The 21,607-nt window shown below is 71.0% G+C and carries 18 protein-coding genes; 6 read left to right on the top strand and 12 right to left on the bottom strand.

The features are described 5' to 3' along the window. Window positions 1-653, bottom strand: a 653-nt coding sequence (gene ureA / locus ACFYNP_RS27650) for an urease subunit gamma (RefSeq protein WP_388789060.1), incomplete at its 3' end; no start/stop codon positions are given. A 139-nt stretch (window positions 654-792) separates the two neighbouring features. Here ureA and ACFYNP_RS27645 point away from each other — a divergent pair. Next, window positions 793-2,238, top strand: a complete 1,446-nt coding sequence (locus ACFYNP_RS27645; RefSeq protein ID WP_388789057.1) for a cytosine permease — start codon at window positions 793-795, stop codon at window positions 2,236-2,238. A gap of 33 nt (window positions 2,239-2,271) precedes the next feature. Here ACFYNP_RS27645 and ACFYNP_RS27640 read toward each other — a convergent pair whose 3' ends face one another. After that, window positions 2,272-3,372 carry a branched-chain amino acid aminotransferase gene (locus ACFYNP_RS27640; RefSeq protein ID WP_388412050.1) on the bottom strand — a complete coding sequence of 367 codons (1,101 nt, stop codon included), beginning with the start codon at window positions 3,370-3,372 and terminating at the stop codon, window positions 2,272-2,274. Between the two features lie 235 nt (window positions 3,373-3,607). Further along, window positions 3,608-4,657, bottom strand: a complete 1,050-nt coding sequence (locus ACFYNP_RS27635) for a 3-isopropylmalate dehydrogenase (RefSeq protein WP_388412048.1) — start codon at window positions 4,655-4,657, stop codon at window positions 3,608-3,610. Window positions 4,658-4,820: 163 nt separating this feature from the next. On the opposite strand from ACFYNP_RS27635, the gene ACFYNP_RS27630 reads away from it, so the two are divergent. After that, window positions 4,821-6,395, top strand: coding sequence for a purple acid phosphatase family protein (locus tag ACFYNP_RS27630; RefSeq protein ID WP_388789054.1), 1,575 nt, complete (start codon window positions 4,821-4,823; stop codon window positions 6,393-6,395). 21 nt (window positions 6,396-6,416) lie between these two features. On the opposite strand, the gene ACFYNP_RS27625 is transcribed toward ACFYNP_RS27630, so the two are convergent. Together ACFYNP_RS27625 and ACFYNP_RS27620 are read right to left on the bottom strand one after the other, a co-directional pair. Further along, window positions 6,417-6,545, bottom strand: a complete 129-nt coding sequence (locus ACFYNP_RS27625; RefSeq protein WP_267895424.1) for a hypothetical protein — start codon at window positions 6,543-6,545, stop codon at window positions 6,417-6,419. A gap of 193 nt (window positions 6,546-6,738) precedes the next feature. Beyond that, window positions 6,739-8,178: an MFS transporter gene (locus ACFYNP_RS27620; RefSeq protein WP_388789051.1), complete on the bottom strand. Its 1,440-nt coding sequence runs from the start codon at window positions 8,176-8,178 to the stop codon at window positions 6,739-6,741. A gap of 85 nt (window positions 8,179-8,263) precedes the next feature. On the opposite strand from ACFYNP_RS27620, the gene ACFYNP_RS27615 reads away from it, so the two are divergent. Next, a complete protein-coding gene (locus ACFYNP_RS27615; RefSeq protein ID WP_388789049.1) occupies window positions 8,264-9,193 on the top strand; it encodes a LysR family transcriptional regulator in 930 nt (309 codons plus the stop codon). Between the two features lie 166 nt (window positions 9,194-9,359). After that, the gene (locus tag ACFYNP_RS27610) at window positions 9,360-11,405 is read left to right on the top strand and encodes a phosphocholine-specific phospholipase C (protein WP_388789046.1); all 2,046 of its coding nucleotides are present in this window, start codon (window positions 9,360-9,362) and stop codon (window positions 11,403-11,405) included. Between the two features lie 21 nt (window positions 11,406-11,426). Here the strand turns inward: ACFYNP_RS27610 and ACFYNP_RS27605 are convergent, their stop codons facing one another. Together ACFYNP_RS27605 and ACFYNP_RS27600 are read right to left on the bottom strand one after the other, a co-directional pair. After that, complete coding sequence (locus tag ACFYNP_RS27605) at window positions 11,427-11,960, bottom strand: GNAT family N-acetyltransferase (protein ID WP_388412038.1); 534 nt, start codon at window positions 11,958-11,960, stop codon at window positions 11,427-11,429. A 97-nt stretch (window positions 11,961-12,057) separates the two neighbouring features. After that, complete coding sequence (locus ACFYNP_RS27600) at window positions 12,058-13,263, bottom strand: FG-GAP-like repeat-containing protein (RefSeq protein ID WP_388789044.1); 1,206 nt, start codon at window positions 13,261-13,263, stop codon at window positions 12,058-12,060. Between the two features lie 222 nt (window positions 13,264-13,485). Between ACFYNP_RS27600 and ACFYNP_RS27595 the strand changes: the two genes are divergently transcribed. Then, entirely contained in the window at window positions 13,486-14,190 is a 705-nt protein-coding gene (locus tag ACFYNP_RS27595) for a nitroreductase family protein (protein WP_388412035.1), read from the top strand. A 112-nt stretch (window positions 14,191-14,302) separates the two neighbouring features. Here the strand turns inward: ACFYNP_RS27595 and pruA are convergent, their stop codons facing one another. Together pruA and ACFYNP_RS27585 are read right to left on the bottom strand one after the other, a co-directional pair. Further along, window positions 14,303-15,934 (bottom strand): L-glutamate gamma-semialdehyde dehydrogenase, encoded by a 1,632-nt coding sequence (gene pruA, locus ACFYNP_RS27590; protein WP_388412033.1) that lies wholly within the window; start codon window positions 15,932-15,934, stop codon window positions 14,303-14,305. Window positions 15,935-16,078: 144 nt separating this feature from the next. Continuing rightward, a complete protein-coding gene (locus ACFYNP_RS27585; RefSeq protein WP_388412032.1) occupies window positions 16,079-17,005 on the bottom strand; it encodes a proline dehydrogenase family protein in 927 nt (308 codons plus the stop codon). A 211-nt stretch (window positions 17,006-17,216) separates the two neighbouring features. Between ACFYNP_RS27585 and ACFYNP_RS27580 the strand changes: the two genes are divergently transcribed. Continuing rightward, window positions 17,217-18,365, top strand: coding sequence for a PucR family transcriptional regulator (locus ACFYNP_RS27580; protein ID WP_388789076.1), 1,149 nt, complete (start codon window positions 17,217-17,219; stop codon window positions 18,363-18,365). A gap of 22 nt (window positions 18,366-18,387) precedes the next feature. On the opposite strand, the gene ACFYNP_RS27575 is transcribed toward ACFYNP_RS27580, so the two are convergent. The 3 genes from ACFYNP_RS27575 to ilvC form a co-directional block, all read right to left on the bottom strand. Beyond that, window positions 18,388-18,570, bottom strand: coding sequence for a hypothetical protein (locus ACFYNP_RS27575; RefSeq protein ID WP_388412030.1), 183 nt, complete (start codon window positions 18,568-18,570; stop codon window positions 18,388-18,390). 112 nt (window positions 18,571-18,682) lie between these two features. Beyond that, complete coding sequence (serA, locus tag ACFYNP_RS27570) at window positions 18,683-20,275, bottom strand: phosphoglycerate dehydrogenase (protein ID WP_388412028.1); 1,593 nt, start codon at window positions 20,273-20,275, stop codon at window positions 18,683-18,685. Window positions 20,276-20,532: 257 nt separating this feature from the next. Beyond that, on the bottom strand, window positions 20,533-21,534 hold the full coding sequence (gene ilvC / locus ACFYNP_RS27565; RefSeq protein WP_388789041.1) for a ketol-acid reductoisomerase: 1,002 nt from the start codon (window positions 21,532-21,534) through the stop codon (window positions 20,533-20,535). Window positions 21,535-21,607: the final 73 nt, after the last annotated feature.

The raw sequence follows: 21,607 nt of genomic DNA, 5'->3' as shown, positions 1-21,607 counted from the left end.
GCCGCGGCCCTGCGCAGGGCCTCCTCCTTGGCGCCGGGCGCGTCAAGGGGACCGTCGACCAGACCCGCGAAGCCGATCGCCACGCGGTCACCGCCGATGGGGACCAGGCCGACCTCCTCGCTCTCGCCGGGCCCGAACCTCACCGAGGAGCCGGCGGGCACACACAGCCGCATCCCGTAGGAGGCGGCCCGGTCGAAGTCGAGCCGCGGGTTGGCCTCGAAGAAGTGGAAGTGCGAGGTGACCGAGACGGGCACGGCGGCGGTGTTGGTCACGGTGAGCCGCACCACCGGGTCCGCCTCCGGGTAGCCCGCGCCGGGAAGGAGCGCGCCGGGCGCGTTCCGGCCGGCCGTGCCGCCGATGGGATCGGAGACCACCGCGAGCCGGGAGCCGTCGTCGAAGACGGCCTCCACGTGCACCTCGGTGACCACATCGGACACGCCGGGCAGCACGTCGTCGGGGCCGAGCACGGACCGGGCCGCCTCGATGGCCTCGGCCAGGCGCCGGCCGTCCCGGGCCGCCTCGCAGACGGTGTCCGCGATCAGCGCGGTCGCCTCGGGCACGTTCAGCCGCAGCCCCCGGGCCCTGCGGGCCCGGGCCAGTTCCGCGGCACCGAACAAAAGCAGCCGGTCACGTTCCGTCGGGGTCAGTCGCACGCCACCACACCTCCTGTTTGAACGCCACTCTAACCAGAGATTTCACAGACGGGAAGCATTGACGTCACGGCTTGGTGTGCGTCACATTGAGCGGCACTCAAACCCCACGACGAGTGACCCCAGAGCGAGAGGCCCCGGCATGCCCATAGAACAGCGCGGAGTCGATACGGTCCCGGAAGCGGAACGCACCAGCGGGCCGCGCGACCTCGTGTCGATCCTGCTCGGCTCGAACCTCTGCCTCGGGGTGATCGTCTTCGGCTGGCTGCCGGTCTCCTTCGGGCTCGGGTGGTGGGCCTCGATCGGCGCGGTCACGGCCGGCACCGCGCTCGGCACGCTCCTGACGGCCCCGCTCGCGCTCGTCTCGCTGCGCACCGCGACCAATCTGTCGACATCCTCCGGAGCCCAATTCGGCGTACGGGGACGGCTGGTGGGCTCGATCGTGGGCCTGCTGCTCTCGCTCGGCTACACCGCCCTGACCGTGTGGATCGGCGGGGACGCGATGACGGGCGTGCTGCACCGCCTGCTCGGCCTGCCGACCGGCGGCGTCTCGTACTCGATCGTGTACGCGCTGCTCGCCGCCGCCACCGTCATCGGCGCGGTCTACGGCTACCGCGTGATGCTGCGCCTCTCCCGCATCCTCGCGGTGGGCATGACCGCCCTGCTGATCCTCGGAGTCGTCGCCTACGCACCGCACTTCACCACCGCCGCGCTGCCGGACGCGGGCGGCTATCTGCTGGGCTCGTTCTGGCCGACCTGGCTGCTCGCGCTCGTAGCGGCCGGGCTCAGCGGGCCGATCGCGTTCATCACGCTGCTCGGCGACTACACCCGCTACATCTCGCCGCCCCGCCACCGCCCGCGCCGCGTTCTGCACGCCACCTGGCTGGGCCTGACCGCGGGCCTGCTGATCCCCCAGCTCTTCGGCACGTTCACGGCGTACGCGGCCCGCGCGGCCACCGACTACGCGGGCCCGCTGGTCGCCGCCGCCCCCGGCTGGTACCTGGTGCCACTGCTGCTCGCGGCCTCGGCCGGCTCGGTGGGCAACGCGGGTCTGATGCTCTACTCGATGGGCCTGGACCTGGACGCGATCCTGCCGCGCGCCTCGCGCACCCAGGCCACGTTCGCGGTGGCCGGTGTCGCCACGGTGTGCGTCTTCGCGGGCCACTTCGCCTGGGACGCGCAGGCCGCGATGACCTCGTTCGTCCTGCTGCTCACGGCGATCGGCACCCCCTGGGCGGTGATCACCCTGATCGGCTTCGTGCGCTGTCGCGGCGTCTACGACGCGGACGCCCTCCAGGTCTTCAACCGCCGCTCCCGGGGCGGGATCTACTGGTACCGCTCCGGCTGGAACCTGCGCGCGGTGGCCGCCTGGGCTCTCGGCGCGGGTGCCGGCCTGCTGGCCGTGTCCCTGCCCAACTACCAGGGCCCGCTGCTGAGGTGGACCGGCGGGGTGGACTGCAGCTTCCTCATATCGGGGGTCGTGGGAGGGCTGGCGTACCTGATCCTGACGCCACGCCGGGCGGACGCGCCGGAGGGGCTGGATGCCGGAGCTGAGGTCAGCCCGGCATCCAGCCCCTCCGGCGTATAGGGGCCCGGGGGCGGCGGCCCCCAGGACCGCCGCCTAGCCCAGCGGGTGCATCCAGCCGTGCGGGTCGGCGGACTGGCCGGTCTGGAGGTCGAGCAGCGCCTTGCGCAGCTTCATCGTGACCTCGCCCGGCTCGCCGTCGCCCTGCGTCCAGTTGGCCCGCGCCGACTTCACCGAGCCGACCGGGGTGATGACCGCGGCGGTGCCGCAGGCGAACACCTCGGTCAGGGTGCCGTTCTCGTTGTCCCGCTTCCAGTCCTCCGTGGAGATCCGGCCCTCCACGGCCTCGTAACCGAGGTCACGGGCGATCTTCAGGAGGGAGTCACGGGTGATCCCGGGGAGCAGCGAGCCGGTGAGCTCGGGCGTCACGATCTTCTGCGTGCCGTCCTCCTGGCCGTACACGAAGTACAGGTTCATGCCGCCCATCTCCTCGATCCAGCGGTGCTCGACGGCGTCGAGCCAGACCACCTGGTCGCAGCCGTGCTGGGCGGCCTCGGCCTGGGCGACGAGGGAGGCCGCGTAGTTGCCGCCGGTCTTGGCGGCACCGGTGCCGCCCTTGACGGCGCGCACGTACTCCTCGGACAGCCAGACCGAGACGGGCTGCACGCCGCCGGGGAAGTAGGCGCCGGCCGGGGAGGCGATCACGATGAACAGGTACTCGTTCGCCGGACGCACGCCCAGGCCGACCTCGGTCGCGATCATGAACGGGCGCAGGTAGAGGGAGGCCTCGCCGGTGGCGGGGACCCATGCCTTGTCCTGCTGGATCAGCGCGTCGCAGGCGGCGATGAAGAGGTCGGTGGGGAGCGCGGGCATCGCGATGCGGCGGGCCGAGTTCTGGAAGCGCTCGGCGTTGGCCTCGGGCCGGAAGGTGGCGACCGTGCCGTCGGGCTGGCGGTAGGCCTTGAGGCCCTCGAAGATCGTCTGCGCGTAGTGCAGCGTCATGTTGGCCGGGTCCATGGACAGCGGGGCGTACGGCACCAGCTGGGCGTCGTGCCAGCCGCGGCCCTCGGTCCAGCGGACCGTCACCATGTTGTCGGTGAAGTGGCGGCCGAAACCGGGGCTGGCCAGAATCGCCTCGCGCTCCGCGTCGGACAGCGGGTGCGAGGTGGGCTTGAGCTCGATCGTGGGCGTCGTCATGAGTGCTGTGTCCTTCACCGGTGGATAGTGACGGACCGCGCTCACGCCGCTGTCTGTGCTGGACGTCCGAGCTCCGCATGCCGCGGCCCCAGGTCCGATTATCGCTCTTGCCTGGGCCTTGGACATAACGGTGTGATGTGCGGTCCGGGGTTGATGGTGTCACCCGGGGGCCGCATGCGAAAAGCCGCCGGGTGCGAAATACGGCCCGGCGGCTTCTCTTGCGTGTGCCGCGGGGTCAGCCGGCTACCTGCGCGGCGAGGGCGTCGCCGATCTCGTCCGTGGTGCGGACGGAGTCGCCGCGCGAGGCCAGGTCGGCGGAGACGGCGCTCTCGATGCGGACCGCCTCGGCCTCGTATCCGAGGTGGCGGAGCAGCAGGGCGACCGAGAGGATCGTGGCCGACGGGTCGGCCTTGCCCTGGCCGGCGATGTCCGGTGCGGAGCCGTGCACGGGCTCGAACATCGACGGGAACTCGCCGCTCGGGTTGATGTTGCCCGAGGCGGCGACGCCGATGCCGCCGGAGACGGCCGCGGCGAGGTCGGTGATGATGTCGCCGAAGAGGTTGTCGGTGACGATCACGTCGAACCGCGCCGGGTCGGTGACGAGGAAGATCGTCGCCGCGTCCACGTGCAGGTAGTCGGTGGTGACGTCGGGGAACTCCTTGGCCACCGCGTTGAAGATGTTGGTCCACAGGTGTCCGGCGTACGCCAGGACGTTGTTCTTGTGGACCAGCGTCAGCTTCTTGCGGGGGCGGGCCTGGGCGCGGGCGAAGGCGTCCCGGACCACGCGCTCGACACCGTAGGCGGTGTTGACCGACACCTCGGTGGCGACCTCGTGCGGCGTGCCGGTACGGATGGAACCGCCGTTGCCGGTGTACGGGCCCTCGGTGCCCTCGCGCACGACGATGAAGTCGATCTCGGGCTGGCCGGCGAGCGGGGTGGAGACGCCGGGGAGCAGCCTGCTGGGGCGGAGGTTGACGTAGTGGTCGAAGAGGAAGCGGAGCTTCAGCAGGAAGCCGCGCTCCAGGACGCCGGACGGGACCGTGGGGTCGCCGATCGCGCCGAGCAGGATCGCGTCGTGCTGCTTGAGGGCCTCGACGTCGGCGTCGGTGAGGGTCTCACCGGTGGCGTGGTAGCGCCGGGCGCCGAAGTCGAACTCCCTGGTCTCCAGCTTCACATCCTGCGGAAGGACGGCGGCGAGGACCTTGAGGCCCTGGGCCACGACCTCCTGGCCGATGCCGTCACCGGGGATCACTGCGAGATTGATGCTGCGAGAACTTGCCGACATGGGGGAACCCTACGCGCCGTCCCAGCCATTGACACCCGATGTCCAGAGTGTGGACAGCCGGCGGGTGGCCCGGATGCGCTCGGGGAATCGCGTAGCCAGTTGTACGCCTCGCGTTCATCCGCCGGAGAGAATCGCGTCGACTCGATGGAGGACTTTTTCGGCCATGGACATCCCCAGATTCGGCATTCCCGACAAGCTCGCCGAGCGCATGAGCATGGCCGAGCAGCACGAATACCTGCGGAGCAGGCTGAGCCGTCGCGGTGTGCTGCGGACCGGCGCGGCCACGGCCGCCGTCGCCGGAGCGGGTCTCGCCACGGCCGGGGCGGCCTCGCCCGCCTTCGCCGCGCCGACCGCGCTCACCTCCACGTCCCGGCACGGCGTGGACGGCTCGCTGGCCGCGCCCTTCGGCCGCCACCTCGCGTACGGCGCCGACCCCAAGACGCAGATGCGCGTCTCCTGGCAGGTGCCGTTCGCGGTGAAGAAGCCCTACATCCGCATCGGCACCAGCCCCTGGTCGCTCAGCCGGAAGATCGACGCCGAGGTGCGCCACCTGACGACGCCCGCGCTGAACGGCGGGAAGATCGCGGCGGCCGAGCAGTTCTACGTGCACGCCGGCCTCGACCGGCTGCGGCCGGGCCAGACGTACTACTACGGCGTCGGCCACGACGGCTTCGACCCGGCGGACCGCCGCAACCTGGGCACGCTGGGCACCTTCACCACCGCCCCGGCGCACGCCGAGAACTTCACCTTCACGGCCTTCGGCGACCAGGGCGTCAGCTACCACGCGCTCGGCAACGACCAGGTGATCCTGGGCCAGAACCCGTCCTTCCACCTGCACGCCGGCGACATCTGCTACGCCGACCCGTCGGGCTCGGGCCAGTCCTCGGACCAGTACGACGCGCGCACCTGGGACCAGTTCCTCGCGCAGACCGAGTCGGTCGCCAAGACCGTGCCGTGGATGGTCACGACCGGCAACCACGACATGGAGGCCTGGTACTCGCCGCAGGGCTACGGCGGCCAGAACGCCCGCTGGTCGCTGCCGGCCAACGGCCCGGACCCGGTGAACCAGCCCGGTGTCTACTCGTTCGTGCACGGCAACGTGGGCGTGATCGCGCTCGACGCGAACGACGTCTCGTACGAGATCCCCGCCAACTTCGGCATCAGCGGCGGCAAGCAGACGAAGTGGCTGGACAAGCGGCTCGGGGAGCTGCGCGCCAACCACGCCGTCGACTTCATCGTGGTCTTCTTCCACCACTGCGCGTTCTCCACGACGAGTTCGCACGCCTCGGAGGGGGGCGTGCGCGACGCGTGGGTGCCCCTGTTCGAGAAGCACCAGGTGGACCTGGTGATCAACGGTCACAACCACGTGTACGAGCGCACCGACGCCATCAAGGGCAACAAGGTGGGCCGCAAGGTCGCGATCGGTGAGCGCACCGACCCGACCCGCGACGGCATCGTGTACGTGACGGCCGGCGCGGCGGGCCGTTCGCTCTACAGCTTCCCGGTGCCGGACTCGTACGAGGGCCATGTCGCGGACCGCGACAGCGTGGACACCTACCACTGGGCCAACGGCGGCGCGAAGGTCACCGAGACGGTGGAGTGGTCGCGGGTGCGCTACACCAACTACTCGTTCCTGGCGGTGGAGGTCGAGACCGGCCGTCACCCGAGGATGAAGGTCAGCGCGCTCGCCGAGACGGGCGAGCGCATCGACCACTTCGAGATCCAGCGCGGACGTTAGTTCCGCCGCGGGGCCCGGGCCTCAGTGCCCGGTGGCGCCGCCGTTGTCCCTGCGGTCCAGCGCACGCTGGAGGGCGGCGGCGGCGTTCTTGCGGTCGGACTCGCTGCTGCGCGAAGAGTGGCGGACTCGGCGGGCGGGCTGCTGGACCATGGGGATTCGACTCCTCTGCTGGGAGGTCCGGGGACATGCCCCGGCGGATGCAGTGAGGTGCCGGAAGGGGCGGGGAGCGCGGCCGCAGGGGTTGCCTGCCAAAGGGCACTGCGCTCTCGACCGCCCTTCGCTGGATCAGCGAGACGTTCGGCTCCTACAAAGCTAAGCCCTCCGCCGGAGTCTGTCTCCACAATTACTCGGACTTCCTACTATCTGAGACGGCCGCCCCCGCCGAGGCCCGGGCCGTCTTGTTCGCGGGCCCGCCGCGCACCGCGTCCCCGGCGTCCGGGCGCAGCCGGAGGGCGCCGGCCGTGGCGGCCAGGCAGACCGCGCCGAGCAGGCAGAACGCCACCGCGTAGGAGCCGGCCGGGGTGTCCGTGACGGCACCGCCCAGGCGCAGCGCGACCGTGGCGACGGCCACCCCGAGCCCGGCCCCGAGCTGGTTGGCGGTCGCGGACAGCGCGTTGGCGTCGCGCAGCCGCTCGGCCGGCACCTCGCTGAACGCGATGGTCGAGTAGCAGGTCAGGCCGAGCGAGCGGGCCGCGCCGCCGAGCAGGACGAGGGCGGCGGTCACCGCGAGGGGCGTCGCCGCCGTGAGCAGGGCGCAGCTCGCGACCGTGACGGCGAGGCCGAGTGTGGAGACGAGCAGCAGCGGGCGGAAGCCGAAGCGGTTGAGGAGTGCGGTGGTCGCGGGCTTGATCCCGATGTTGCCGACGAAGACGAAGAGCACCACCGCACCGGACTTCACCGAGCTCCAGCCGAAGACCTCCTGGAACAGCAGGGGCAGCAGGAACGGCATCGAGCCGACCACGATCCAGAAGAGCGAGCCGCCCGTCACGCTGGCCCGGAACGAGGCCACGTCCAGGGTGCGCGGGTTCACCAACGGGTGGGCGGTGCGCAGCAGATGGCGTCCGGCCGCGCCGAGCGCGAGCACGGCGAGCGCGGCGACGGCGGTCACGCTCCCCCAGCCGCTGTCGGTCTCGGCGACGAGATGGGCGGCCCAGGTGAGGGCGCCGAGCCCGGTGCAGGTGAGCAGCACGCCGGGCACGTCGAGCGGCGGCGGGGTGGCGGTCGGCGCGGCCGCCACCAGGCGCCGGGCGACGACGAACGCGACGGCGCCCAGCGGGAGGTTCACCAGGAACATCCAGTGCCAGCTCGCGTACGTGGTGAGCACTCCGCCGAGCAGCGGGGCGACCACGGGCGCCATGAGTCCCGGCCAGACGATGTACGCCATGATCTTCGGTATGTCGGTCTTGGCGGCCCCGGCGAGCACGAGCAGCCGGCCGACCGGGACCATCATCGCGCCGCCCGCGCCTTGGAGGACGCGCATCGCGACGAGCAGGCCGAGGCTGTCGCTCGCGGCGCAGGCCGCCGAGGCGAGGGTGAACAGGACGATGGCGGTGAGGAAGATCCGCCGGGCGCCGAAGCGCGCGGTGAGCCAGCCGCTGAGCGGTATGAGCACGGCGAGGGTCAGCAGATAGACGGTGATCACCAGGCCCACCGAGGAGGGCGTGGTGTCGAGGGAGGCCGCCATCTGCGGGGCGGCGGTGGCCACGATGGTGCCGTCCAGCATCTCCATGAAGAAGCAGCCGGCGATGAGCAGGGCGGTGGCGCGCTGTCGGGTGTCGAGCATGGGGTTCAGCGTGGCCGTCACCATTGCTGCACACAAGGTCCGGTTGGTTATGCGAGGAGTGCGTGCGACGCAGCATACTGAGCCCATGCAACAGCTCCCCGACATGAATCTGCTGCCCGCGCTCGACGCCCTCCTTCGCGCCGGGAGCGTGGCCGGGGCCGCCGCCGAGATGCGGATCTCGCCGTCCGCGATGAGCCGGACGCTCGGCCGGCTGCGCCGGGTGGTGGGCGACGAGCTGCTCGTGCCGTCCGGGCGCGGCCTGACCCTGACGCCGCGCGCCCGGGAACTCCAGCCGCGCGTGGAGGCGGCGCTCGCCGCCGCGCTCGCCGCGCTCCGCCCGCCGCCGGAGCTCGAACTGGCCACGCTGCGAAGGGAGTTCAGGATCCGGGTCAATGACTCCGTGGCCATCGTCTTCGGCTCGGCGCTGACCGGGCGGGTGCTGCGCGAGGCCCCCGGCGTGCGGTTGCGCATGCTGCCCGAGGGTGACGAGGACCCGGCGGACCTGCGGGACCGCATCGACCTGGACGTGGGGCAGATGGGCGAGCTGCCGCACGACATCCGCAGCGAGTCGCTCGGCGCCTACGGCTATGCGGCGATCGCCCGCGCCGACGGTCCGTACGCCGCCGAGCGGCTGACCCCCGAGCGGTTCGCCGCGCTCCCCCACATCACGGTCACCCGGCGTGGCCGGGTGCACAGCGTCGTCGACGAGAAGCTCGCCGAACTCGGCCTGGCACGCGACGTGTTGGCGACCGCGCCGACGTACACCGCGGCCTGCTTCCTGGCCCTGCGCTCGGACGCGCTCGCGCTGGTACCGCGTGAGTTCGCGGTCGAGGCGGCCCGGGCGATGCCGCTCGCGGTCCTGGACATCCCGCTCGACCTGCCGGCCAGCCCCTACCGCCAGGCCTGGCACCTCCGCGTGGACGCCGACCCGGCCCACCGCTGGCTGCGCGGTGCGCTCGCGGAGCTCGTCGCCGAGCTCGGGTCGACGTCCGAGGGCGGGCCGCCGCCATGCTGAACGGTGGCGCGAAAGGGTCGAAGGTTCTCATCGAACCTTAAGAAACCCTGGCGTTGACCGACTGTTCACAAATCCATCCCTGTAGAGGTCTAGCTTCAGACCATTGGGCGGCGCCACTCTTGCGCTCGATGTGCCGCAGGGGCACAAGCGACGAAGAGGCGGGCGGATGACTCCGATCAGTCGTAGAGGGTTCGTGGCCCTCGGTGCGGGCATGGCGGCCGGCGCGGTGCTGCCGGCGGGGGCGGCGGCGCAGGCCGCCGGTCCGGCGGTCACGAGCGCGGCGGCCGCAGCGGCGACCGGCACCATCAAGGACGTCAAGCACGTGGTGATCCTCATGCAGGAGAACCGCAGCTTCGACCACTACTTCGGCCGCCTCAAGGGCGTCCGGGGCTTCGGCGACAAGAGCGGCATCCTGCTCTCGGGCGGCCGGCCCGTCTTCAACCAGCCCAACGGCCTCGGCCGCCAGTACCCGTGGAAGCTCAGCTCCACCCCCGCGGCGGGCGGCGTCGACGGCGAGACCCTGGCCCAGTGCAACGGCGACCTGCCGCACAGCTGGACCTCGCAGCACTCCGCCTGGAACAAGGGCCGGATGGACAACTGGGTCGCGGGCGTGGGCAACGTCCGCTCGCTCGGCCACCTGGACCGCGACGACATCCCGTTCCACTACGCGCTGGCCGACAACTACACCATCTGCGACGCCTACTTCAGCTCCACACTCAGCGCCACCGGCCCCAACCGCACCTTCCTGTGGAGCGGCAAGGTGGACGCCACCAGCAACGACGGCGGCGACGAGTCGGGTCTGACCTGGGAGACGTACGCGGAGGCACTTCAACGCGCCGGGGTGAGCTGGAAGGTCTACCAGAACGCGAACGACAACTACGGCGACAACGGTCTCGCCTACTTCTCGAAGTTCACCGCCGCCAAGGCGGGCGACCCCCTGCACGACCGCGGCATGGCCTCCGTCCCCGCCGCCACCGGCTCCACCCCCGACGACATCGCGGCCGCGATCAAGGCCGACGCGCTGAACGGAACGCTCCCCCAGGTGTCCTGGGTCGTCGCCAACCAGGCCTTCTCCGAGCACCCCTACGCCCCGCCCGGCGACGGCGCGCACTTCGTCGACCTGGTCTACCGCGCGCTGGCCGCGTCCCCCGAGGTCTTCGACTCGACCGTCCTGTTCCTCAACTACGACGAGAACGACGGCTTCTTCGACCACGTCCCGCCGCCCTCGCCGCCGGCCGGAACCGCGGGCGAGTTCCTCAACGGCGTCCCGTACGGGCTGGGCTTCCGGGTGCCGATGCTCGTCATGTCGCCCTGGACGCGCGGGGGCTGGGTCTCCTCGGAGGTCTTCGACCACACCTCGGTACTGCGCTTCATGGAGAAGTGGACGGCCGCGCTCGGCACCCCGGCGAACTGTCCCAACATCAGCACCTGGCGACGCAAGGTCACCGGCGACCTGACGGGCCTCTTCGACTTCGCCTCGCCGGTGTACGGCATGCCCTCCGGGCTGCCCGGCACCAAGGTGATCGGCATCGGCACCTGCGGCCCGCTGCCCAACCCGGCGCCGCAGAACAACGCGCTGCCCGCGCAGGAGTCGGGCACCCGGCCGGCCCGAGCGCTGCCGTACCAGCCCAACGGCAACCTCGACCGGTTCGAGTTCAAGGCCGCCGGGCAGATCGTGGCCTGGTTCGGCATGGCCAACCAGGGCGCCCCCGCCACCAGCGCCGCGCATCTGTCCATCCACCCCAACGCCTACCGCGACACGACCCCCTGGCAGTACACGGTCGACCCGGGCGGCACGGCCACGGACTCCTTCCAGATCGGCACGGGTGCGGGCGCGGGCAAGTACGACTTCACCATGGTCGGCCCCAACCGCTTCCTGCGCCGGTTCGTCGGCGACGCCACGAAGGCGGGCAAGTCCGTCGAGGTGGCCGCGCGCTACGCGGTGGAGCCCGGCACGGGGAAGCAGGCGATCTGGTTCAGGATGACCAACTCCTCGGCGGCAGCGGTGAAGTTCACCATCACCTCGAACCAGTACCGGACCGGCACATGGACGTACACGGTCCCCGCGGGCGGCTCGACCGAGGACTTCTTCAACGCGGTGGCGTACCAGGACGGCTGGTACGACTTCACGGTCACCGCGGACTCGGACGGTACGTGGTCGCGGCGGTACACCGGCCACCTTGAGACGGGCGCGGTCTCGGTCAGCGGCTGACCGGGGCCGGCCCGCGGGGCGCTAGAGCACGTCCCCGTCCCGCCAGTCGAAGGTCAACGGGCTCGCTGCGATGGGCACTTGCGCCCCCAGGACATAGGTGGTGCCCTCCTCCTCGGGCAGCGGCACCACCCCGTCCGGCGCCAGCGCCTCGATGCGTCCGCCCCACGGCCGCCAGCCCCGTGCCCGGTACAGCGGGGCGCCCTTCTCGCTGGCCGACAGCGCACCGAAGGCGTAGGCGCCCTCGATGACCCGCTCCAGGGGCGCCATGACGAGCCCGCCGAGACCGCGCCGCCGCTGGTCCGCGCGGACGGCGACGCCCTCCACGTATCCGACGCGGTACGACCGCCCGCCGTGCAGCACCCGGCGCTGGATCACGCTGCCGTGGGCGACGAGGTCGCCGCCCTGGTGGACGAGGGCGTGCACACCGCCGAGGGTGTGGTCCCAGTCGTCGTCGCCGAAGCCGCCGTCGAAGGCCGTGTCGAGAAGGGCGCGGATGACGCGGAGCTCGGCGCGGGTCAAGTCCGCGGTGTGCGCGGTGCGTTGTGTCACGTCCATGACCCGGATCATTCCAGGGACCTCCCCCGCGGGGCGCGGGAAGGGTCCGCGGACCGCGCTGGGCGGTCGCACGGCTCCCCGCGCCCTCAGGGGCGTCTCAGAACAGCCGGTCGCTGTCCTCAAGGTATGCGTCGGACTCGCCCGCGGCGAGACGGCCACCGGTAAGGCCGCGGTAGAGGAAGGACTCGTCGCCGCCGACCGCGAGCAGGTCGGGACGTCCGTCCCGGTCGTAGTCGCCGATGCCGAGCAGCGTGTCGAACGCGCCCCAGCCGCCCGTACCGATCATGACGCGGGTGCCGAACCAGCCCCGGCCGTTGCCGGGGTAGAGCCACAGCTTGCCGGTGTTGTCGCTGACCACGAGGTCGTTCCTGCCGTCGCCGTTCAGGTCGCCAGGACCGGCGAAGGCCTTCATGACGTTCCAGCCGCCGCCGATGAGCAGCCGCTTGCCGAACCAGCCCCGGCCGTTGCCCGGGTACATCCAGAGCTGCCCCGAGGTGTCGCGGGCCAGCAGGTCGCCCTTGCCGTCGCCGTTGAGGTCGCCCGCGGCCTGGATCGCGCTCATGGTGTTCCAGCCGCCGCCGACGAGCAGCCGGGTACCGAACCAGCCCTTGCCGTTGCCCGGGTACATGTAGAGGTTTCCGGCGGTGTCCCGGGCCAGCAGGTCCTCGTTGCCGTCGCCGGTCAGGTCGCCGTGCCGGGTCAGGGCGGTCATGCTGTTCCAGCCGCCACCGATGAGGGAGCCGGTGTAGTCACCGGGCAGGAACCACAGCCGGCCCGCCCAGCTGCGGTCCAGCAGGTCCGGTGTGCCGTCGCGGTTGAGGTCCCCGAACGGCTGGGCCGGGCCGGGGCCGCTGCCGTAGGGACCGGACCAGCCGGGGAACTCGTCGCCGCCCCGGCTCTCCCGCATGGTGTGCCCCATGCGGGCGGACCCGAGGTTGTTGTCCAGATGGCTGTTCTTGTCCGCGAAGTCGGACAGGTTGATGCCGATGGCTCCGGTGCCACAGGCCTCGACGTCGTGGACGGCGTCCACGTACTGGTAGTTGGTCCGGCTGTAGAGGCAGAGACTGGCGGCGCTGCTGCGGTCGATGACCGAGGAGGCCTTGAAGCGCCACGATCCGAGGTTGGGCTGCGACGTGGTGTACGTCGCCATCGCGCCCTGGCCGTCGGCGCCGTCGAAGACGCAGAACTTGCCCTGCGGACAGCGGTCGAAGCCGGTCGCGGCCTGGGCCGGGACGACGGAGGTCGCGACGAGACCCAGGGCGGCGGCAGCCGTCACCAGGGCAGCGCGAAGCTTGGTGCGCATGGAAGGTTCCCCCCAAAGGAACGACTCGCCCGGGCATGTGAGCCGAGCGAGAGCTGCATAGTAGTGGCCGCACAGGAACCTCACAGCACGGGGCGGACGAGGCGCTTTCCGTCCGCCCCGCAGGCCCCCGGCGCGCGCACACTCGCCACCCTGCACGGACTTTCAAGTCACGTGTGCACCAAGGGACTTGGACCGGACCAACCGACCCGCCAGACTCGTCCCATGCCCACACCCACCGAGCAGCACTGGACCCCCGTCCACGGCGAGCCCTACCGGCCCGTCCCCTACCGGCCGGCCCGCATGGCGAGCGCCGAGACCCTGGCGCGGGCCGCCGCGCTGCGCGAGCGCCTGGCCGAGCGCCGTACCGTCCGCCGCTTCTCGCCCGACCCGGTGCCCGAGCAGGCCGTGCGGGACGCGGTCGCCTGCGCCGCGACCGCGCCCTCCGGCGCCCATCAGCAGCCGTGGACGTTCGTCCTGGTCAAGGACGCGGACGTACGGCGCAGGATCCGCGCGGCGGCCGAGGAGGAGGAGCGGATCTCCTACGACGGGCGCCTCGGCGAGGAGTGGCTGGCGGCGCTGCGGCCGATCGGCACGGACGCGGTGAAGACCCACCTCACGGACGCCCCGGCGCTGCTCGTCGTCTTCCAGCAGCGCTACTGGCTGGCCGAGGACGGCACCAAGCACAAGCACTACTACGTGGACGAGTCGGTCGGCATCGCGGTGGGCCTGCTGCTCTCCGCGCTGCACCAGTCGGGCCTCGCCGCCCTGGTGCACACGCCGAGCCCGATGCGGTTCCTGTCCGAGGTGCTCGACCGCCCCGCGAACGAGAAGGCGTTCGCCGTCATACCGGTCGGCTATCCGGCCGACGACTGCGAGGTGCCCGACCTGGTCCGCAAGTCCCTCGACCAGGTGCTCATCGAGATCTGAGCGGGCGGCCCGCTCGGAGACAGCCGGCGCAAGGACGGGCGGACACGGAAACCGCCCCCGTCCTCGGTTGGGGGACCAAGGACGGGGGCGGGGTTTCGGTGCGGCTACGGCATCAGCCCATGTGCGGGTAGCCGTAGTCGGTCGGCGGGACCAGCGTCTCCTTGATGGCGCGGGTCAGCGTCCAGCGCATCAGGTTCTGCGGGGCGCCCGCCTTGTCGTTGGTGCCGGACGCGCGGCCGCCGCCGAAGGGCTGCTGGCCGACGACGGCGCCGGTCGACTTGTCGTTGATGTAGAAGTTGCCCGCCGCGTAGCGGAGCTTCTCCATCGTGTACGCGGCCGCGGCGCGGTCGTTGGAGATGACGGCGCCGGTCAGGGCGTAGTCGGAGGCCGACTCCATCTGCTCCAGCATCTCGTCGTACTTGGCGTCGTCGTAGACGTGGACCGCCAGGATCGGGCCGAAGTACTCGGTCGTGAAGACCTCGTTCGCCGGGTCGGTGCACTCGATGACGGTCGGGCGCACGAAGTAGCCCACCGAGTCGTCGTAGCTGCCGCCCGCGACGATCGTGCAGGAGGCGTCCGCCTTCGCGCGGTCGATCGCGGCCTTGTTCTTGGCGAAGGAGCGCTCGTCGATGACCGCGCCGATGAAGTTCGACAGGTCGGTGACGTCACCCATGGAGATGCCGTCGACCTCCGCCGCGAACTCCTCCTTGAAGCCGTCGTTCCAGATCGACGCCGGGACGTAGGCGCGCGAGGACGCGGAGCACTTCTGGCCCTGGTACTCGAAGGAGCCACGGGTCAGCGCGGTCTTCAGGACGGCCCGGTCGGCGCTGGGGTGCGCGACGACGAAGTCCTTGCCGCCGGTCTCGCCGACCAGACGCGGGTAGGTGCGGTACTTCTCGATGTTGGTGCCGACGGTCTTCCACAGGTGCTGGAAGGTCTTGGTCGAACCGGTGAAGTGGATGCCGGCCAGGTCGCGGTGGTTGAGGGCGACCTCGGAGACGGCCAGGCCGTCACCGGTCACGAGGTTGATGACGCCCTTGGGCAGACCGGCCTCCTCCAGGAGCTGCATGAGCAGCACGGCGGCGTGGGTCTGCGTCGGGGACGGCTTCCACACGACGACGTTGCCCATCAGGGCCGGGGCGGTCGGCAGGTTGCCCGCGATGGCCGTGAAGTTGAACGGCGTGATCGCGTAGACGAAGCCTTCGAGCGGGCGGTGGTCCATGCGGTTCCACACGCCCGGGGAGTTCGCCGGGGGCTGCTCGGCGAGCAGGTTGCGGGCGTAGTGGACGTTGAAGCGCCAGAAGTCGACGAGCTCGCAGGGAGTGTCGATCTCGGCCTGCTGGGCGGTCTTCGACTGGCCCAGCATGGTCGAGGCGGCCAGCGTCTCGCGCCAGGGGCCCGAGAGCAGCTCGGCGGCGCGCAGGATGATCGCGGCGCGGTCGTCGAAGGACATCGCGCGCCAGGCCGGGGCGGCGGCGAGGGCGGCGTCGACCGCGTCCTTGGCGTCCTGCTCGGTGGCGTTGGCGTAGGTGCCGATGACGGCCCGGTGGTTGTGCGGCTGCACGACGTCGAAGCGCTCGCCGCCGCCCATCCGCTTCTCACCGTTGATGGTCATCGGCAGGTCGACGGGGTTCTCCGCCAGTTCCTTGAGCTTGGCTTCCAGACGGGCGCGCTCCGGGGAACCAGGGGCGTAGCCGTGCACCGGCTCGTTGACCGGGGTGGGGACCTGGGTCACAGCGTCCATGATTCCTTGACTCCTTTGTCCTGTGTGAGGGGTGTTCGGCCGAACGGAGGCGCGGGGCCTGTCCGAAAAATCCGTGGTCCGCGGGAAGTCCGCGGTCCGGGAAAGATCCTTGGTCCGGGAGGACGACTAGTTCTTGCTGATCATCTAGTTCTTGGTGATCATCGAGCGGACGAAGAACAGCAGGTTGGCCGGCTTCTCCGCGAGGCGCCGCATGAAGTAGCCGTACCAGTCGGTCCCGTACGCCGTGTAGACGCGCATCCGGTGGCCCTCGGCGGCGAGCCGCAGGTGCTCCTCGCTGCGGATCCCGTACAGCATCTGGAACTCGTACTCGTCCAGCTTGCGCCCGGCGCGGCGGGCGAGCTCCTGGCCGATGGCTATCAGGCGCGGGTCGTGGGACCCGATCATCGGGTAGCCCTCGCCCTCCATGAGGATCTTCAGGATGCGGACGTACGACTTGTCGATCTCGCTCTTGTCCAGGTAGGCGACCTCGGCGGGCTCCTTGTAGGCGCCCTTCACGATGCGCACCCGGCTGCCCGCGGCGGCCAGCCGCCGGGCGTCGTCCTCGGTCCGGAAGAGGTAGGCCTGGATGACACAGCCGGTCTGGGGGAAGTCCTTGCGGAGCTCCTCGTGGATGGCGAACATCGAGTCGAGGGTGGTGTGGTCCTCGGCGTCCAGGGTGACCGTGGTGCCGATCGCGGCGGCGGCCTCGACGACCGGGCGCACATTGGCCAGGGCCAGCTCGTGGCCGCCCTCAAGCGACTGGCCGAACATGGAGAGCTTCACCGACATCTCGGCCTTGGTGCCGTGGCCGAGGTCCCCCAGGCGCTCGATGAGCTCCAGGTAGGCGTCCCGCGCGTGGGCGGCCTGCTCGGGGGTGGTGATGTCCTCGCCCACCACGTCCAGGGTGAGCTCCAGGCCCTTGCCGACCATCTCCTCGACGATGCGGACGACCTGGTCGACGCTCTCGCCGGGGATGAACCGGTTCACCACGGGCTTGGTCACCGGGGCGGCCGAAACGAGCTTGCGCATCTTGTCGCTGCGCGACGCGGCGAGGATCACGGGACCCAGCACGGGGCACCTCCACGGAAAGAACTAGACGGGGCCGGGACCGGGACCTTTCGGACGATGGACGCCTTCGGGACGAAACGGTAACGGCACGGAGAACCACCGTGAAACCTATGGATCTCCCCGATCCTCTGCCATCGACAGCTGTCACGCATCCGTGGCCCAGATCTCATACACCTGTCTGAAGCGGCGCGCGGGATGAGCGAGAATGGCTTCCGTGAAGGGCGACTACCAGGACCTGGTCGATGAGATCTCGGCGCTGCTCGGCGCCCCCGCGACGCTGGAGAACCGGGATTTCGGGCTGATCGCCTTCGGCGCGCACGACTCCGACGACGACCTCGCGATGGACCCCGTCCGCACCCGTTCCATCCTGACCAGGAAGTCGACGCCGGCCGTCCGCGCCTGGTTCGAGGGCTTCGGCATCACCCGCGCCACCGGCCCGGTCCGCATTCCGGCCGCGCCCGACGCGGGGGTCTTCCGCGGCCGGGTCTGTCTGCCGGTACGCCATCGGGGCGTGGCCCTCGGATACGTCTGGCTGCTCGACGCCGAGCCGGGACCGGCCGAGGACAGACTGGCCGCCGCGATGGAGGTGGCGGCCAGGATCGGGGTGCTGCTCGCCGACGAGACGCAGGCGGGCGCGGATCTGTCCCGGGAGTTCCGGGCGGTGCTCACCGCCGAGCGCGGCTGGCAGCGCGACACGGCGACGGCCGCACTCCAGGCCGCCCTCGGCCCGGACGCGGAAGGCCTGCACGCGCTGGTGTGCGTGGCGCCCTGGCCGGGCGAGGACGCCCCTTCGGTCCGTACGGTCCCGGGCGCGGCGGCGGCGTGCACCGTGCCGTGGCCGAGACCGGCCGGTGGCGGGCACGCGCTGGCCGCCCTGGTCCGGCTGCGTTCGGCGGACGCGCTCGCCCCGGCCCGCACCGCGGCGGAGCGGCTGCGCGGGGATGCCGGGCACGGAGCGGCGGCCGGGGTGGCGACGGCCCGCCGCGGTCTCGCGGAGCTGGGCCCCGCCCACCGGGAGGCAACGTCCGCCGTGCGCGCGGCACTTGCCGAACCCGGGCTCGGCCCGGTGGCGCACTGGTCGGACATCGGCCCGTACCGGATGCTGACCGCACTGCCGGCCCCCGAGCACCAAGATCCTTGCGTACGGTCCCTGTTGAGCCCGACCCATCGCGAACTCGCCCGCACCGCCGAGGTGTTCCTGGACAGCGCGGGCCAGGCCGGGCGCGCGGCGGCGGCGCTCGGCATCCACCGCCAGACGCTCTACTACCGCCTCTCGCGCGTCGAGCACCTCACCGGCCTCGACCTGGACCGGGGCGAGGACCGGCTGCTGCTGCACATGGCGTTGAAGGCGGCGCGGCTCTGAGAGCCGTGCGGGGCCCGGCGGTTCAGCCGCCGACGGCCTCGTCCCGCCCCGTGAGGATCTTCAGCCCCTCGGCGAGGTCCTTCGCCGAGGGAGCCGTCTCCGGGTCGATCATCCGCTGGACCATCACCCCGGCCAGCAGCGCCTGGAGGACGGTTCCGGCGAGCCGGGCCCGCTCGGGATCGGCGTGTTCGTCAATGCCGAGCAAGCCCTCCGCGAGACCCTTGACGGCAGCGCACCCGGCATGCGGACACCCGTCTTGGACAAGCGTCCAGGAACGGTCGTCCGCAGCCGGGTACGGGAGCCGCGAGACCTCGGGGTCAGTCGGTGAGGTTCACCGAGCGGGCCGAGTTGGCGCCGATCTCCTCGGCGACCTCGGCCAGCACGTTCGGCGGAATGGTGTCGTCCACGGTCAGCACGGCGAGCGCCTCGCCGCCCTCCTCGGCGCGGGCGACCTGCATGCCGGCGATGTTGAGCCCGGCCTCGCCGAGGACCCGGCCGACGGTGCCGACGATGCCGGGGCGGTCCTCGTAGCGCAGCACGACCATGTGGTCCGCGAGCGCCAGGTCCACGTCGAACTCGCCGATCGCGACGACCTTCTGGAGGTGCTTGGGCCCGGCCAGGGTGCCGGACACCGAGACCTCCTCGCCGTCCGACAGGGTGCCGCGCACGGTCACCACATTGCGGTGGTTGGGGGACTCGCTCGATGTGGTCAGGCGGACCTCGACACCGCGCTCCTGCGCGAACAGCGGGGCGTTGACGTAGGAGACCGTGTCGTCCACCACGTCCTCGAACACGCCCTTGAGCGCGCTGAGTTCGAGCACCTTGACATCGTGCTGGGTGATCTCGCCGTACACCTCGACGTCGAGGCGGACCGCCACCTCGCCGGCCAGGGCCGTGAAGATGCGGCCCAGGCGCTCGGCGAGCGGCAGGCCCGGCTTCACGTCCTCGGCGATGACACCGCCCTGGACGTTGACCGCGTCCGGGACCAACTCGCCCGCGAGCGCGAGGCGTACGGACTTGGCGACGGCGATGCCGGCCTTCTCCTGGGCCTCGTCGGTGGACGCGCCCAGGTGCGGGGTGCAGACGACCTGGTCGAGCTCGAAGAGCGGGGAGTCCGTGCAGGGCTCCTTCGCGTACACGTCCAGGCCCGCGCCCGCGACGCGGCCCTCCTTGAGGGCGGAGTACAGCGCGGCCTCGTCCACGATGCCGCCGCGTGCCGCGTTCACGATCCGCACGTGCGGCTGCACCTTGTGCAGCGCCTCGTCGCCGATCAGGCCGAGCGTCTCGGGGGTCTTGGGCAGGTGCACGGTGATGAAGTCGGAGACTTCGAGCAGCTCGTCGAGGGAGAGCAGCTTGACGCCCATCTGCGCGGCTCGGGCCGGCTGCACATAGGGGTCGTACGCGACGATCTTCATGCCGAAGGCCGACATGCGCTGCGCGACCAGGACGCCGATGCGGCCGAGGCCGACCACGCCGAGGGTCTTCTCGCTCAGCTCGACGCCGGTGTACTTGCTCCGCTTCCACTCGCGGTTCTTCAGCGCGGTGTTGGCCTGCGGGATGTTGCGCGCGGTGGCGACCAGGAGGCCGCAGGCGAGCTCGGCGGCGGTGACGATGTTGGAGGTCGGGGCGTTCACGACCATGACGCCGGCCTTGGTGGCGGCGGAGACGTCGACGTTGTCGAGGCCAACTCCCGCACGGGCGACGACCTTCAGCCTCTTGGCGGCGGCGACGGCCTCCGCGTCGACCTTGGTGGCCGAGCGGATCAGGATCGCGTCGACATCGGCGATGGCGGGCAGCAGCTCCGCGCGGTCGGCCCCGTTGCAGTGCCGGATCTCGAAGTCCGGCCCGAGGGCGTCGACGGTGGCGGGCGACAGCTCTTCAGCGATGAGTACGACAGGTTTCGAGCTCACGTGGGTCCTCACTGAATCCTTTGCGGACGGCCGTCCCGACGGCCGCAGGCGGTGGAGGGGCTAGCTAGCCGCGTGGAAGACGCACGACGCTGTGGGCCTGACGCGTAGGTGTTGCTGAGCAGTCTAGTGCCGCTCCCCCGGAGGAATTCCGCCGTGGCGGCAGGATCACCCGATGGGGGTTGGACGTCGTGTCCAGGGCGGCGCGAAGCCGACGGGGCCGGACACCGGTGGTGTGCCCGACCCCGTCGGCAGAAGGCCTACGCCTCGTCGTTCTGCACCCAGCTCATGAGCTTGCGCAGCTCCTTGCCGGTGGTCTCCAGGAGGTGCTCGGAGTCCTGGGTCTTGTACTCGTTGTACTTCTTCAGACCGCCGTGGTACTCGTCCATCCAGTTCTTGGCGAACGTGCCGTCCTGGATCTCGGTGAGGACCTTCTTCATCTCGGCCTTGGTGTCGGCCGTGATGATCCGGGGGCCGGTGACGTAGTCGCCCCACTCGGCGGTCTCCGAGATCGACCAGCGCATCTTCTCCAGGCCGCCCTCGTACATGAGGTCCACGATCAGCTTGAGCTCGTGGAGGCACTCGAAGTACGCGATCTCCGGCTGGTAGCCGGCCTCGGTCAGCGTCTCGAAGCCCGCCTTGACCAGGGCCGCGGTGCCACCGCAGAGCACGGCCTGCTCACCGAACAGGTCGGTCTCGGTCTCCTCGGTGAAGGTCGTCTTGATGACGCCGGCCCGCGTGCCGCCGATGCCCTTGGCGTACGACAGCGCCAGCGCCAGGCCGTCGCCCTGCGGGTCCTGCTCGACGGCCACGATGCACGGCACGCCGCGGCCCTCTTCGTACTGGCGGCGCACCAGGTGGCCCGGGCCCTTGGGCGCGACCATCGCGACGGTCACGTTGGCCGGGGGCTTGATGAAGCCGAAGCGGATGTTGAGGCCGTGGCCGAAGAACAGCGCGTCGCCGTCCTTCAGGTTGTCCTTGATGGACTCCTCGTAGACCTGGGCCTGGATCGGGTCCGGGACCAGGATCATGATGACGTCGGCCTCGGCGGCCGCCTCGGACGGCGTCACCACGCGCAGGCCCTGCTCCTCGGCCTTCGCCTTGGACTTGGAGCCCTCATGCAGGCCGACGCGGACGTCGACACCCGAGTCACGGAGCGACAGCGCGTGGGCGTGGCCCTGGCTGCCGTAACCGATCACCGCGACCTTGCGGCCCTGGATGATGGACAGGTCGGCATCGTCGTCGTAGAACAGCTCGGCCACTGGGAAATCTCCTTGGTGTGCTGGTGTTGCGTCCACCGTATCGGTGGGGGTGAGTAAGGAACGGGTGAGTCTC

The sequence above is a fragment of the Streptomyces sp. NPDC006691 genome, from assembly GCF_042869955.1.
Taxonomy (GTDB): domain Bacteria; phylum Actinomycetota; class Actinomycetes; order Streptomycetales; family Streptomycetaceae; genus Streptomyces.
The sequence above is the reverse complement of the archived record's forward strand: the minus strand, read 5'-3'. Positions and strand labels throughout refer to the sequence as shown.